Source organism: Mycolicibacterium tusciae, assembly GCF_002086795.1.
Lineage (GTDB): Bacteria > Actinomycetota > Actinomycetes > Mycobacteriales > Mycobacteriaceae > Mycobacterium > Mycobacterium tusciae.
The window spans coordinates 1-14548 of sequence record NZ_MVIM01000019.1 but is presented as its reverse complement, the minus strand read 5'-3'; the positions used below and the strand labels follow the sequence as shown (position 1 = coordinate 14548).

Genomic DNA, 14548 nt, shown 5'->3' with positions numbered 1-14548 from the left:
CTCCTAGGCGGACTTCACAGCCCGGTCATGCGCACGGCCGAAGACCATCGATTCCTCGATCCGGTCGAAGCGGTGGTCGATGGCATCGAGCACATAGTTGTGCCGCACGTTCCACGGCCGGTGAGTGCCCGATTTGGGCAGCACATGTCCAGAACGCTGGACGTAACCGGCGTTGATGTTCCATGCCGGCTTCTCGGGCATCGGCTTGTCACCGAGATGCGGGTACGCATGTGTGTAGCCGTGGGCATCCATGTACGCCAACAGCTTTGCCACCGCTCGCGCCGTCAGATCGACACGCAACGTCCAGGAGGCGTTGATGTAACCGACGCTCCACGCGGCGTTGGGGATGTCCTCGAGCATGTGCTCCTTGTAGACGAACCGATCCTGCGGCTTGACCTCTGTGCCGTCGACACTCAACGCCACACCGCCCAGCGCCTGCAGCTGGATTCCGGTGGCGGAAATGATGATGTCCGCGTCGATTCGCTTTCCCGAGCGCAGCACGATCCCGGTGGCGTCGATGTGGTCGATCGCGTCGGTGACCACGTCAAGGCGGCCGTCTGCGATCGTGTCGTAGAAGTCGTTGTCGAGAATGGCGCACAGTCGTTGATCCCACGGGTCGTAGCGTGGCTTGAAATGCGTGTCGACCGGATAGCCCTGCGGCAGATGACGTTTCGCGCTGCTGCGTACGTAGGACCTGCTGAGCCGCGGGAACGTCCTCGCGAAAGCGTAGACGACCACCGTGAAAAAGGTGTTGTAGAGACGGGCCGCAGAATAGCCGAGTCGACCGGGCAGTAGCTTGCGCAGAAATTGCACAATGGGGTTGATGCGGGGCGTCGACAGGATGTACGTCGGTGACCGCTGCAGCATGGTTACATGGCCGGCCTTTTCAGTCAGCGAGGGAATCATGCTCACCGCCGTCGCGCCGCTACCGATCACCACGAGCTTCTTGCCGGTGTAGTCGAGCGATTCGGGCCAGTGTTGCGGATGGATCACCTCGCCCGAGAACTGTTCGAGGCCAGGGAATTCCGGCCGGTAGGGTTCGTCGTAGTTGTAGTAGCCGGTGCCGAAGAACAGAAAGCGGCACCGGTAGGTCGTTGCGTCGCCGTCATGTTCGGTGTGCACGGTCCAGGTGTCGGTGCTCGAGTCCCAATCGGCCGACAGCACTCGGGTGTTGAACCGGATGTGCTCCTCAATGCCGTGCTTGCGGGCCGTCTGGACCAGGTATTCGCGGATGTCCTCACCGTCGGCCACGTTCTCCGGACGCCGCCACGGTTCGAAGGGGTAGCTCAGGGTGAAGATGTCGCTGTCGGACCGGATACCCGGATAGCGATTCAGGTCCCAGGTACCGCCGATGCGGGCGCGGCGTTCCAGCACCGCATAGGTCAGGTTCGGGTTCTTCTCGTGGATTCGATACGCGGCCCCGATCCCGGAGATCCCGGCGCCGATGATCAACACATCGAAGTACTCGCCGCCCTGGTCCATCCGCAACCTCCTTTGGTTCGGCTGGGTACCACGATATGGGTCAGGACCCGAGCGCGTCCACGATCGACGCCAATGACTCGACCGCGATCGGTCCGGGCTGGTAAAGGCAGATCTGGTCCGCGACGCCGTCGACCCGGCCGCGGATGTGTGCGGCAACCTCGGCGGGACTTCCACAGGCCGCGATGGTGTGCAGGATGTCGTCGTCGATGAGCTTGCCCATCTCCTCCCAGCGACCCTGCTTGGACAGCGTGTTCAACTCCGGCTGCAGGTCACCCCAGCCGTGCACGTCCAGGACGGGGCGGTACGCGGGCGTCGATCCGTAGAAGCCCAGCAGGCGGCGAGCGGCCGTGTGGTCTTCTCCCACCGACACGATGATCTCGGGGACGATCGCGAGGTCCGCGGCGGCGCGCCCGGCCGCTGCCAGTCCCTTCCGGACATTGGGCATGGTGACCTCGTCGAGGAAGCGCCTCGACCCGAACGGCATGACCAGCAGGCCATCGGCGACCTCGGCGGTCGCCCGCGTCAGCAACGGACCCAGCGCCCCGAGGTAGATCGGGGGCGGACCGAACGGATTCGGTCCCGGGTTGAAGGTCGGCGTCATCAGGGTGTGCCGGTAGTACTCGCCGCGGAAATCGAGACGCTCGCCGTCGTTCCACGCGGCAAAGATCGCGCGCAGCGCGCCGACCATCTCCTTCATCCGCGCGACCGGCTTGTCGAAGTCCGTGCCGTAGCGCTTCTCGATCTGGGCGCGCACCTGCGTGCCGAGGCCCAGCGTGAAGCGTCCCTGCGCCAGCAGCTGCATGTCGTTGGCCTCATGCGCGAGCTGAACAGGGTTGCGCGGGAACGCGATTGCCACGTTCGTCATGAGATCGAGGCCACCGACGGTGGAAGCGACCGTCAACGGGGCGAACACGTCGTGCGGCCCTTCGAACGTGAATACGCCACTGGCTCCCGCCTCGCGCAGCGCGTGCGCGCGTTCGATCGCATCCGTCGGGCCGAACAACGCTGTCATGATCTTCACAGCGTGAGAGCCTAGTGGCGTGACATACCCGACGAATGCCGACGTCGTCGTCGTGGGTGCCGGCTTCGCAGGCTTGGCGGCCGCGCGCGAACTGGACAAACGCGGCCGCGACGTCGTAGTGCTCGAAGGCCGCGACCGCGTCGGCGGCCGATCGTCGACCGCTACCATCGCCGGCGTTCCCGTCGACCTCGGCGGCACCTTCGTCGGGCCGACCCAGGACGCGGTCGTCGCGATGGCCGACGAGCTGGGCTGCCAAACGGTGCCGACCCACAGCCGCGGAAAGAACCTCATCCGGTGGCGCGGCAAGGTCCGCGCCTATCGAAGCACGATTCCCAGGCTGTCCATCCTCGAACTACTCGACGTATCCCGCATCCAGTGGCGGTTCGAGCGGGTGTGCCGGCGGGTGCCGGTGGACGAACCGTGGACGTCGCCGATCGCCGACATCCTCGACTCGAAGACGCTGGACCAGTGGCTGCGATACGTGCACGCCAGCGCCGGGACCAGGGACCTCATGACGATCATGGCCCGGGTGACATGGGGGTGCGAGCCCGATGCGGTGTCGATGCTGCACGCCGTGCGCTACGTCAAGGCCGCAGGCGGTCTCGGCCGCATGCTCGACGTCGAGGGCGGCGCCCAGCAGGACCGCTTCCCCGGCGGCACGCAGCAGATCGCGATCCGGATGGCTGAAGAGCTGGGTCCGCGTGTGGTGCTGGACGCCGCGGTGCGCACGGTCGAACGCCACACCGACGGCACGTTGGCAGTCATTTCGGACAAGGGAACGGTCACCGCGAAGGCCGTCATCGTGGCCATTCCGCCGGAGCATCGCAAGGGCATCGCATTCCTACCGGAGCTGCCGCCCGAGTACGGCAAGCTCGCACAGCACTGGCCGCAGGGCAACCTGAGCAAGGCCTACGCCGCCTACGAGACACCGTTCTGGCGTGCCAACGGCTGTTCGGGTGAGGCGTTGTCCGACGAGGGCCCGGTCTTCATCACGTTCGACGTCAGTCCCGGCGACTCCGATGTTCAAGGTCCCGGTGTTCTACTGGGATTCACCGACTCGCGGACGTTCGACCCGCTGCCCCCCGCCGACCGGCGCGACCGCGCGCTGAAAGGGTTCGCGGCGTTGTTCGGTGATGCCGCGCTGCACCCCATCGACTACCTCGATCACTGCTGGAGCGCAGAGGAATTCGCGCCGGGCGGCCCTACGGCAGCGGTGCCGCCGGGTTCGTGGACGACGTACGGGCCGTGGTTGCGTAGGCCGGTCGACGGCATCCACTGGGCCGGAACGGAAACCGCCGATACCTGGACGGGCTTCCTCGACGGTGCGATCCGCTCGGGTCAGCGCGCGGCCGACGAGGTGGACCGGGAGCTGTCGGCTAGGAGCTGACCCGTCGCTCCTCGGTGACCGAGTCGATGAGCCAACGCAGGTGCTTGTTGACCGCATCGGGACGCTCGAGGATCGCGCAGTGACCGCCGGACAGTTCGACGAACTGCGCAAGATTCGGGACCTCGTTGGCGATTCGGCGCGATGACACCATCGGCAACAACCTGTCCTGCTCGCTGCCGATCACCAACGTCGGCACCGACAGGTTCGTCAAACCGATGTGTTGCGGTCCGAGATGGTCGACGAGCGTGCGGGCCCAACCGCCTCGTCCGGCGGGCGGGGTCGCGGTGAACAGTTCGTAGATGAACTCCGCGATCGCAGGATCGGCGTCGCGGCCGACCGCCAGGGAAGACACGAATCGTCGGCTCGTGCGCGTAGCCACTCGCAGCAGCGGCGCCTCACCGAACGTCTTGAGCAATGTGCCCGCAGTGAGGACGCGGGCGGCGGCCAACGGTGGTGGCACCGGCAGAAAGTTCACATGACGCAGCAGGTCGCCCGTGGTCGTGTTGATCAGAGCGGCTCCATCGACAAGCTCTGACACCCGACCGGGATAACGCTCCGCCCACGACGAGATCGCGATGCCGCCCATCGAGTGGCCCGCGATGACGGCGCGCTCCCCCGGCTTCAACGTTGCCTCGAGCACGGCGTCGACGTCGCCGGCCAGGCAGTCCAGGCTGTAGCCGCTGCGCCCGACGGGTATTGCGCTGCGGCCGTGGCCGCGGTGATCGAAGGCGATGACACGGTGATCCTTCGCCAGGTCGGCGATCTGGTAGGCCCACACTCGAAGGGCGCAGGTGATGCCGTGAGCCAGCACGACGGGGTAACCGTCCTCGGGTCCGAAGACCTCGGCGTGCAGGCGGATGCCGTCCTTCGAACGCACGCCGACGCTGCGCCCGCGGCCCAACGCCTCGGCCGCGGCGAAACCTCTCACCCGCGATCGGCCTCGTTGACCTCCCGCCATGGGTACTCCCCTCGCGCTCGGCAACATTGCCGGATCTATCAGCCTACCGGTCGGTTGGTCGGAGTTCCCGCAGGAGTTAAATGGTGGCGTCGACGAAAGAAAGGCCACGATGCGCGCGATACAGATAGCCAGCCTGGACGGACCGCAAGCGGCGAAGCTCGTCGAGATCGACGAACCGGCGGGCGACGGCGCTGTCCTGATCGACGTACACGCCGCCGGGGTGGCCTTCCCCGATGCGCTGCAGTCGCGCGGGCTCTACCAGTACAAGCCTGAGATGCCCTACACACCTGGCGCCGAAATCGCCGGCGTGGTGCGCAGCGCACCCGACGGCGCACACGTCTCTGCGGGCGATCGGGTGTGCGGCCTGACGATGCTGTGCGGGGCGATGGCCGAAGTCGTTGCGCTGGCACCGGATCGGGTGTTCAAGCTGCCTGACTCGGTGTCGTTCGAGGCCGGGGCCGGTTTGCTGTTCAACGACCTCACCATGCATCACGCCTTGCTCACCAGGGGCCGCCTCGCCGAGGGCGAGACGGTCCTCGTGCATGGTGCGGCCGGCGGTATCGGGACGTCGACGCTGCGGTTGGCACCGGCGTGGGGCGCGTCGCGCACCATCGCGGTCGTCAGCACCGAGGACAAGATGGCGGTCGCGAAGGCGGCCGGCGCCTCCGACGTCGTACTGGCCGACGGCTTCAAGGATGCGGTCAAGGAACTGACCGCAGGCCGCGGCGTCGACATCGTCGTCGACCCGGTCGGCGGCGACCGGTTCACCGATTCGCTGCGCTCGCTGGCACCGGGCGGGCGACTGCTCGTGGTCGGATTCACCGGCGGCTCGATCCCCGAGGTCAAGGTCAACCGGCTGCTGCTCAACAACGTCGACGCGGTCGGTGTCGGTTGGGGCGCCTGGGCGGGCACGCATCCGGGCTATCTGCTCAAACAGTGGGCCGAGCTCGAACCGCTGCTGGCGTCGGGCAAGGTTTCCGCGCCCACCCCCGAGATCTATCCGCTCGAGCGCGCAGCCGATGCGATCGCGTCGCTGGAAGACCGCAGCGCGAAGGGCAAAGTCGTCGTCAAGCTGCGGTGAGGCTCCTTCGGCGACGACGCCGCGTCACGGTCCGGCGCTTCGATGCGGCGACGGCTGCGTGGGTGGACGTCGATGAGGGACGGGCCACCGACCGCGACGAGTTGACCGTAGCGACATTCAACATCTGGTTCGACGATTACCACGCCCAGCAGCGCTACCATGCGATCGCCGATCTGCTGGGTGAGCGCACGCCCGATGTCATTGTCCTGCAAGAGGTCACGCCCGTGGCGCTGGACATCTTCCTCGAACAGGCGTGGATACGCGAGGCGTATCTGACCGCGTCGGTGGTCGGCGGTGGCACCGGCAACTACGGAATGCTGATGCTGTCGCGGGTGCCCATCGTGCGTGCCACGTACTCACAGCTACCGACGCGCCAGACGCGCGGATTCCTCGAAGCGGAGCTGGCCCTCGACGGCACCCGGCAGATCGTCTGCGGCGTGCACCTGGACAGCGGCAAGTCCTCGGCACGGCTACGCGGTTGGCAGTTGCGCAGGATCTTCCGGGCGCTGCGGAGCGCCGAAAATGCCTTGGTGCTCGGCGACTTCAACATGCGCGACACAGAGAACGAACGGATCGCCGCGCCGTTCTGCGACGTGTGGCCCGCGCTGCGGCCGGACAACCCCGGCTACACCGAGAACACCTCGATCAATCTGATGCGCTTCGACGCTCGGAACAAGAAGCGACACGTGCGGTTCGACCGTGTGCTAATCAAGGGAACCCGCTGGCGCGCAGCCGGTATCGAATTGCTTGGCACGCAACCGATCTCCCCTGAGCTGCCGCGAGTGTTTCCCTCCGACCACTTCGGCGTCGAGTGCCGCCTCGTCCGTCAGAGGTAGGGGTCGGCCCAGGCGCTGATGATCTTGGCGGCTCGCGCCGCCTGGTTCTTGCCGGTGAGCAGATGGTCGGCCCCCTCGAGCGAGACGAAGCTGCGCGGATGCCTGGCCGCGCGGAAGATCTCGCTGGCGTTGGCGATGCCGACGGTGTTGTCGGTGGGCGAATGCATGACGATCAGCGCCCGGCGCAGGGTCCGGATCTGCTCGCGAAGATCGGCATTGCGCACGTCTTCGATGAAGTGCCGCTTCAGCGTGAGCGCCTTTCCACCGGCCAAGAACGGCGCCTCACCTTCGGCCTCGATCCGCGCCACCAGCGCGTCATAATTCTTTTCGACGTGTCCGGGCTCGTACGGCGCGCCGACGCTCGCGACCGCCGCCACGGTCGGGCATTCGTGTGCGGCAGCGATTACCGCCGAGCCGCCGAAGGAGTGACCGACGAGCAGCCGAACCTCGCGGCCCGACTCGTTCATGAACTCGACCGCGCGGACGGTGTCGTCGACCTTGTGCGAGAACGAACCGTCGCCCCAGTCCCCCTCGGAATCGCCGAGGCCGAGGTTGTCGAAGCGCAGCACACCGATGCCCTCGCCGGCGAGCTGCTTGCAGATCCGGCTGGCGGCGGGACTGTCCTTGCCGAGAGTGAAGCCGTGCGCGAAGACAGCCCATCCGCGCAGGTCGCCCTCGGGAAGATCGACGAGGCCCGCCAGGACGGGTCCCGTGGTGCTCGGAAATCTGACACGCTCGGCCACGCGCGTCATCCTGTCATTCCGCGCACCGAGACTGTCTCGGCGGGTTCTAGAACTCGCCGGCCTCGAGACCGCGCCTGACCTCCAGTGTGCGCAGCTTTCCCGACGTCGTCCTCGGCAGCGAGCCGGGGCGTACGAAGACCACATCCGACGGCACGACACCACACTCGGATGCGACGCGCTGCACGACTTGGGCGCGAAGATCCGCCTCGTTGGGCCCCTGGAACTCCGCGACGATCATGACGCTCGCACGTATCGACCGCTCACCGACACCGATCGCAACGACGGCGCCCTCGCGCACCCCGGGACCGTCGCGGCCACCTGCTCCACCTCGGCGGGGAAGATGTTGCGGCCCGCGACGGTGATGAGTTCCTTGGCGCGCCCGCACACCACCAGCCCGCCGTCGACGAGGTAACCCAGATCCCCGGTCGCGAACCATTCGTCGGCGCCCACTGCGGCGTCCCCGATATAGCCCGACATCATCGACGTACCGCGAATCATGACCTCGCCGACCTCGCAAAGCTGCCGAGCGTCGTGCGTGCCCACTGATCGGTGTCCGCGCCGCGGACCGGCCCGTGGGTGATCGAAACCGCCGCGCCGGCCTGCAAGGCGCCCAGAATCGCGGCGATGAACTCGACCGTCGGTTCACCGGTCAGACCGAGCGTTGCGACGTCCTCGTTCAGCAGCCATTCCGCGACGTTCTGGGACCGCGCGTGCACCTCCGGCCATGGATGACGGGTCCACTGCCCGTCGTCGAGGACGGCCAGAAATTGGCCACTGCTTGATAGCCGGTTGGCCAAGGCCGTTGCCTACGAGTTCATTGCCACCCACATAGCCTTGGTGTCTGGAGCCGTCAAAGTCGATACGGTTCGTTACCACCAAAGTTGATATATGCCGGTTCGCTGTGAACGCGCACGGTCGACAACTGGCGGCCGGCGGAGCTATACGGTGCGAGCCAACCGATCTGCAAGCAATCCGGCGAACTTCGCCGGATCATCTGGCATGTCGCCTTCGGCGAGAAGTGCTGTGCCGTAGAGCAGTTCAGCAGTATCGGCGAGTTGCTGCAATTGGGCATCGCCGCCGCCACTTTTGTGCGCCTGCCGCAGCCCCACGACGAGTGGATGCTTCGGGTTGAGTTCGAGAATCCGCTTCCCCACGGGAACCGCTTGTCCGGAAGACCGGTACATGCGCGCGAGGGCCGGTGTCATGCCGTAGGTGTCGGTGATCAGACAGGCAGGTGACTCGGTCAGGCGCGTCGACAACCGCACTTCCTTGACGTACTCGCTCAAGGTCTCCTTCAGCCAGGTCAACAGCTCGGCAAAATCTTGCTCCTGCTCCTGGCGCTCGGCTTCGTGCGCCGCCTTTTCATCCTCGGAGTCGAGGTCGACGTCGCCTTTGGCGACCGATTGCAACTGTTTGCCATCGAATTCGGTCACCGATCCCACCCAGACCTCGTCGACCGGGTCGGTGAGCAGCAGCACCTCATAGCCCTTGGCTTTGAACGCCTCGAGATGCGGCGACTTCACAAGCTGCTCACGCGACTGCCCCGTGGCGTAGAAGATCTGCTCCTGACTGTCCTTCATTCGCTCTACATACTCGGCCAAGGTCGTGAGTGCCTCGTCGCTGTGTGTCGAGGCGAAAGACGAGATACTCAGGAGGGTTTCCTGGTTGTCGAAGTCCGACATCAGACCTTCTTTGAGGACCGCGCCGAACTGTGTCCACAACGTGGCATAGTCCTGCGGGCGCTCGGACTGCATTGTCTTGATCGTCGACAGAACTTTCTTGGTCAGCCTGCGACGGATCGCAGACACCTGCCGATCCTGCTGCAGCATCTCGCGGGAGATGTTGAGCGACATGTCCTCTGCATCGACGACCCCTTTGACGAAACGCAGATGCCTGGGCAGGAGTTCGTCACAGTCAGCCATGACGAACACGCGTTTGACGTACAGCTGAATGCCGGTTCTGGCATCCCGAGTGAACATGTCAAACGGAGCATTCGACGGAACGAACAACAGCGCTCGGTACTCGAAGGTCCCCTCGGCCTTCATCGGGATCACCTCGAGCGGGTCGTCCCATGCGTGCGCAATGTGCTTGTAGAACTCCTTGTACTCGTCCTCGGAGACCTCGTCTTTGCCTCTGGCCCACAGCGCCTTCATGGAGTTGAGCGTCTGCGTTTCGACGGTGAGCTGTTCGTCGCCACCATCCTCGGTGGCCGGGGCACGTCGTTCGACCTGCATCCGGATAGGCCAGGCGATGAAGTCTGAATACTTCTTCACCAACTCCCTGATCTTCCACTCCGATGTGTAGTCGTGCAGCTCGTCCTCGGCGTCTTCGGGCTTCAGGTGCAGGCTGATCGACGTACCCTGCGGAGCATCACCGACAGATTCGACGGTGTAGGTACCGTCTCCGCTGGACACCCAGCGGGTGGCGCCACTCTCGCCTGCCTTGCGCGTCAGCAACTCGACCTTGTCGGCAACCATGAACGTCGAGTAGAAGCCGATGCCGAACTGACCGATCAGGTCCTCGGACGCAGCGGCGTTCTTGGCCTCGTGCAGCTTCTGACGCAGCTCGGCGGTACCTGACTTGGCCAGAGTGCCTATCAGATCCACCACCTCGTCGCGCGTCATGCCTATGCCGTTGTCACGGACGACGAGAATCCGCGCATCCTTGTCCGCTTCGATCGCGATGTGGAGGTCGGAGGCGTCGACGTCCAGTTCCTTGTTCCGCAGCGCTTCGAGCCGAAGCTTGTCGAGTGCATCGGACGCGTTCGAGATCAACTCGCGCAGAAACGAGTCCTTGTTGGAGTAGACCGAGTGGATCATCAAATCCAGCAGTTGGCGGGCCTCCGCCTGAAACTCCAGCTGCTCGACACGTGACGTCATGTGATTTCGCTCCAAACAGTGCAGACCTTCGATTACAGGACCGGTCGATAATATCGAGCATGCTTTTTTCCAGCGCCCGGACAACGTGAGCGCAGTGGGGGTTCGCGCACAACGTCCGGGTAGGCAGCGGTAGTTTTAGCCGGGGAGTACCGGCTGCCCGCTCCCGACGTGCGCTAGTGGCTTGCGGTACCGGACGGACGTCAAGGAGGATGCGTGAAAACCGTGCCCAAGATGTTGGCACTCGGACTCGTTGAGCCTGTTGTCTTCGGGTTGATCCTGTTCTTGGCGGCAGGCACATTCGACTACTGGCAAGCGTGGGTTTTCCTGGTGGTGTTTGCGGTTTCGGGGTGGGTCCCCAGCATTTACTTGATGCGCACGAATCCCGTTGCGCTAGAGCGGCGCATGCGTGGGGGACCCACTGCAGAGACTCGAACGACCCAGAAGATCGTTATGGGGAGCTCATGGCTGTCGCTCGCAGGCATGTTCGCTGTCAGCGCCCTCGACCATCGCTTTGGCTGGTCGTCGGTACCCACGGCACTGTGCTTGATCGGCGATGTTCTGGTGGCTGTCGGCCTGAGCGTGATGATGCTGGTGGTCATTCAGAACAGCCATGCGGCCGCCACGGTCCGAGTCGAGGCAGGGCAGAAGGTCATCTCCACCGGATTCTATGGAATGGTGCGGCACCCCATGTACACCGGCAATGTGATCATGATGGTCGGTATCCCGCTTGCGCTCGGCTCCTACTGGGGGCTGGTCTTCGTCATACCCGGGGTGATCGTGCTGGCCTTCCGCATCCGTGACGAGGAGAAACTGCTCCGCCAAGAATTGGACGGATACCGCGAGTACACGCAGAAGGTTCGCTATCGCCTCGTACCGGCTGTCTGGTAGCAACCGAAGGACGTCTCACCGAGGTGGCATGTCCGCCAGCGACCGACTCAAGCTACCAACCGACGGCGCGTCGAATAGCGCAGTCACCGTCAGCCGGACACCAAGGGCATTGTTGATCGCGGAGATGGCGCGCAACGCGGACAGCGAATCCCCGCCCAGGTCGAAGAACGACTCCTCGAGGCCGACGCGATCGACATCCAGCACCTGAGCGTAGATACCGACCAGGATCTGCTCGACCAAGGTGGCGGGGGGGCGAGAATCGTCGACGGTGTCTTGGTGGTCGGATGCCGGCGTCGGCACCTCCGGCTGGTAGACCGCTCGGCCGTTTTGCCCGTCCAGCCGAGCGAGCTCATCTTCGCTCGTCGACAACGCCTGTGTGGGATCGGCGGCCATGGATACCAGCACCTGCTGAAACCGGTCGATCAGCACATCGATGGCGGCCACATCAAAAAGGTCGGTGCGGAACTGGACGCGAAGGTCCAGTTCGCGTCCAGGCACCGCTTGGATCGTGAGCGGGTAGTGGTAGTAGTCGCGGTTGAAGACTTCGGCGATGACCAACTCGTCGACGCTCCCCGACGCGGCGGCACCGGTCGGGTAGTTCTCGTACACGAAGACCGCGTCGAACAGTCTGTCCTGACCCGCGATGCGATGCATATCGCTGAGCGCCAAGTGCTGGTGTTCGAGCGTGTGGTTGTGTGCCGTTTGCAGTTGCTCGAGGAGGTCGGCGGCCGTTGTCTCCGACGTGATGCGCGCCCGCACCGGCACAGTGTTGATCAACAGCCCCACGATCGAGTCCGCGCCGGTCACCTCGGCCGGCCGACCCGAGACCACGGCGCCGAACGCGACATCGTGCTGACCGGTCAGCGAGCACAGCAGCTGCGCGAACGCAGCCTGCAGCACAGTGCTGACGGTGGTGTGGTGCGAGCGCGCCAAGTCGCCAAGTGCCTGCGTCGTCTCTTCAGGAACCCGGAACGATGTGAAGTCTCGCGGGCCGACCCCTAGGCGATCCGGCGGACCCACCAAGGCAGGTGTTTCGAAACCGGTCAACACCTCGCGCCACGCCACCTCGGCAGCGCCGCGGTCCCGGCCCGCCAGCCAGCTGACAAACCGGCGATACGACACGGGAGGGGGGAGCCGGTGCCCGATATAGCTGGCGAAGATTTCCTGTAGCAGGATCGAGAGCGACCAGCCGTCCATCAAGATGTGGTGATTGGTGAGCACGATCCGGTGCCGAGCTGGTGCGGTGCGGATCAAGACCGCCCTGAAGGCCGGCTGCTCGGCGAGGTTGAAAACCTCGGTGCGTTCCTCGGCGCACAGCTGCTCGACTTGCTGTTCGATATCGTCGACGCCGGTGCTCAGGTCGACGTACCGCCAGGATGTCTCGGGATGGGTCGGGATGATCTGCACCGGCTCGTCGAATTGCTCGCAGAATCGGGCTGCCAAGTTCGGATGGCGGTTGACGATGGTGCGCACCGCATCTCGCAGCCGGTCCGCTTCGAGCGGACCGTCCAATGTGATGTCCAGCTGCACCGCATAAACGTCGTCGCCGGATCCCCGTGCGGCGCTGGCGTGAAAGAGCAATCCTTGCTGCAGCGGCGTCAACGGCAGCACATCAGCGATGCTGTGTTGCCGCTCGAGCTCGTCGATCTGCCGTTGAGTCAGCCGAGCCGGAGCGATGTCTGAGGTGGTCAACCCGCCGCCGCCGCGGCGAACGTATGCGCAGATACCGGCCAGCGCCTCGAACCACAAGCGGCTCAGTCGGCTGACCTGCTCCTCCTCGACCGCCGAGGGGGCCCACGTCCAATTGGCCTGCAAATGTGGGCCCGAGTCGGTGTCCGCAGTGCTGGCGTTGAGGTCGATGGTGTGTGGAAGCGCCAAGGGGATGTCCAACGCGGCGCGGGCAAACGCCCCGGCGTCGGGACTGACCCGCCAAAACTCGTCGGAGAGCTCACCGGCCGCAGCACCAAGCCGCCCCAGATAGTTGAACCCGAACTGGGGATCGGGCCCGTCCAGATCGATGTCAGGGTTCAGGTAACGCAGAACGCCATACGTGAGGCCGTCCGGGAGGGTGCGCAGCTGTTCTTTGCCGTCTTTGATTACAGCGCCCAGCGCGGCTTCACCGGCGATCACCTGGGCCCAAGACAGTTCACCAATGCTCAGCGCCACCGGATACTTGGTCGTGAACCAGCCCACTGTGCGGGACAAGTCCAGATCGTCGGCCAATTCATCGGCGCGCCCGTGGCCCTCCACATCGATACCGACCGGCGACCCACGATTCCCCAATAGTTCCGACACCGCCAAACCGAAGGCGATCAACAGAATGTCCTGGACCCCAGCATGGAACGCGGCGGGTACCTCACCAAGGAGCATGCGCGTCGACTCGGCGTCAAGGTCCACCGACATGTGCCCAGCGTTGGCAAAGGTATCGACTGCAGGCTCCACCGCAGGCAACGCCGCAGGCGTCGCCGCCACGCGCCGCCACACCTCGGCGTGCTTCACAACTGCAGGATCCCGCGCGTGTTCTGCCAACAGCATCGCCCATCTGGCAAACGACGTGCCTCCGGCAGAAAGTGCTACCGGCTGCCCGCTCAATTGTTGGGCCCAGGCGATATTCAGGTCTTCCAACAAGATTCGCCATGACACCCCGTCGACTGCCAAGTGATGGACGACCAACGCCAACTGGTTTGTGGAGGCCGCCCACACGCCGCTGAGCATTGCCCCGGCCAACGGGTTCAACTGCGAGCGGGCCTCCGCCATCGCCGCCTCGGACAACACATCGACCGTTTGGAGACACCCACCGGCGTTCACCGACCCCGCCTCGGGCACCGTGAACGACCATGCGTCACCGCGGTAATAGTTGTCGTCGACGCGGGCCCGCAACATGGCATGTCGATCCAGTAAGGCCTGCAGTACGTTCACCACATCGGTCTCGGTCACCCCCGCGGGAGCCTGCACGACGACGGTCTGGTTGAACTGATCAACCGCGCCCTCGGCCTGCTGAAGCCATCGCATGATCGGGGTGGCTTCCACCTTGCCGGTGCCTTGCCCACCCTCGTCGCCGTCCCGGACCACGACCCAGGACACCCTGGCTACGCGGGCCAACCGAGACACGGTCTGCTCGACGAAGACGTCCCGAGGTTTCAACCGCACCCCACCGAGGGCGGCGCGCGCCACCACCTGCATAGACAGGATGGAATCGCCGCCGAGTTCGAAGAATGATTCGTCGACCCCGACGCGCTCTAGTCCGAGGACTTGGGCGTAGATACCGGCCAG

11 protein-coding genes and 1 pseudogene are annotated in these 14548 nt (G+C 64.9%); 4 read left to right on the top strand and 8 right to left on the bottom strand.

Features of this window, described 5'->3' with window-relative positions; all coding sequences use genetic code 11:
* Positions 1-3: 3 nt before the first annotated feature.
* Together BST47_RS25455 and BST47_RS25450 are read right to left on the bottom strand one after the other, a co-directional pair.
* On the bottom strand, positions 4-1482 hold the full coding sequence (locus BST47_RS25455) for a flavin-containing monooxygenase (protein WP_083128469.1): 1479 nt from the start codon (positions 1480-1482) through the stop codon (positions 4-6).
* Positions 1483-1522: 40 nt separating this feature from the next.
* The gene (locus BST47_RS25450; RefSeq protein WP_083128468.1) at positions 1523-2503 is read right to left on the bottom strand and encodes a TIGR03617 family F420-dependent LLM class oxidoreductase; all 981 of its coding nucleotides are present in this window, start codon (positions 2501-2503) and stop codon (positions 1523-1525) included.
* Positions 2504-2522: 19 nt separating this feature from the next.
* On the opposite strand from BST47_RS25450, the gene BST47_RS25445 reads away from it, so the two are divergent.
* Positions 2523-3890, top strand: a complete 1368-nt coding sequence (locus BST47_RS25445) for a flavin monoamine oxidase family protein (protein WP_083128467.1) — start codon at positions 2523-2525, stop codon at positions 3888-3890.
* Here BST47_RS25445 and BST47_RS25440 read toward each other — a convergent pair.
* The gene (locus BST47_RS25440) at positions 3880-4848 is read right to left on the bottom strand and encodes an alpha/beta fold hydrolase (protein WP_083128466.1); all 969 of its coding nucleotides are present in this window, start codon (positions 4846-4848) and stop codon (positions 3880-3882) included. The two genes, BST47_RS25445 and BST47_RS25440, sit on opposite strands and share 11 nt — an antisense overlap.
* Before the next feature lie 109 nt (positions 4849-4957).
* Between BST47_RS25440 and BST47_RS25435 the strand changes: the two genes are divergently transcribed.
* Positions 4958-5929 carry an NADPH:quinone oxidoreductase family protein gene (locus tag BST47_RS25435; RefSeq protein WP_083128720.1) on the top strand — a complete coding sequence of 324 codons (972 nt, stop codon included), beginning with the start codon at positions 4958-4960 and terminating at the stop codon, positions 5927-5929.
* The gene (locus BST47_RS25430; protein WP_083128465.1) at positions 5926-6765 is read left to right on the top strand and encodes an endonuclease/exonuclease/phosphatase family protein; all 840 of its coding nucleotides are present in this window, start codon (positions 5926-5928) and stop codon (positions 6763-6765) included. Before BST47_RS25435 ends, BST47_RS25430 begins: the two co-directional genes overlap by 4 nt.
* On the opposite strand, the gene BST47_RS25425 is transcribed toward BST47_RS25430, so the two are convergent.
* The 4 genes and pseudogenes from BST47_RS25425 to htpG form a co-directional block, all read right to left on the bottom strand.
* Positions 6756-7508 (bottom strand): alpha/beta hydrolase family protein, encoded by a 753-nt coding sequence (locus tag BST47_RS25425; RefSeq protein WP_083128717.1) that lies wholly within the window; start codon positions 7506-7508, stop codon positions 6756-6758. The genes BST47_RS25430 and BST47_RS25425 overlap by 10 nt on opposite strands.
* Positions 7509-7554: 46 nt before the next feature.
* Positions 7555-8021 (bottom strand): annotated as a pseudogene (locus BST47_RS31705) (AMP-binding enzyme); the annotation flags it as partial.
* Entirely contained in the window at positions 8003-8305 is a 303-nt protein-coding gene (locus tag BST47_RS31700) for an AMP-binding protein (protein ID WP_107529091.1), read from the bottom strand. The gene BST47_RS31700 and the pseudogene BST47_RS31705, both read right to left, overlap by 19 nt.
* A 141-nt stretch (positions 8306-8446) precedes the next feature.
* Positions 8447-10387 (bottom strand): molecular chaperone HtpG, encoded by a 1941-nt coding sequence (htpG, locus tag BST47_RS25410; RefSeq protein WP_083128463.1) that lies wholly within the window; start codon positions 10385-10387, stop codon positions 8447-8449.
* Between the two features lie 213 nt (positions 10388-10600).
* Here htpG and BST47_RS25405 point away from each other — a divergent pair, with 213 nt between their 5' ends.
* Positions 10601-11275 (top strand): methyltransferase family protein, encoded by a 675-nt coding sequence (locus BST47_RS25405; RefSeq protein ID WP_083128462.1) that lies wholly within the window; start codon positions 10601-10603, stop codon positions 11273-11275.
* Between the two features lie 15 nt (positions 11276-11290).
* Here BST47_RS25405 and BST47_RS25400 read toward each other — a convergent pair.
* The coding region (locus tag BST47_RS25400; protein WP_083128461.1) for a condensation domain-containing protein at positions 11291-14548 on the bottom strand (3258 nt) is incomplete at its 5' end.

What these genes read in the sequence shown, in the direction of transcription:
- BST47_RS25440 (WP_083128466.1), bottom strand. Translation starts at nt 4,848, where the DNA reads ATGGCGGGAGGTCAACGAGGCCGATCGCGGGTGAGAGGTTTCGCCGCG.
- BST47_RS25455 (WP_083128469.1), bottom strand. Translation starts at nt 1,482, where the DNA reads ATGGACCAGGGCGGCGAGTACTTCGATGTGTTGATCATCGGCGCCGGG.
- BST47_RS25435 (WP_083128720.1), top strand. Translation starts at nt 4,958, where the DNA reads ATGCGCGCGATACAGATAGCCAGCCTGGACGGACCGCAAGCGGCGAAG.
- htpG (WP_083128463.1), bottom strand. Translation starts at nt 10,387, where the DNA reads ATGACGTCACGTGTCGAGCAGCTGGAGTTTCAGGCGGAGGCCCGCCAA.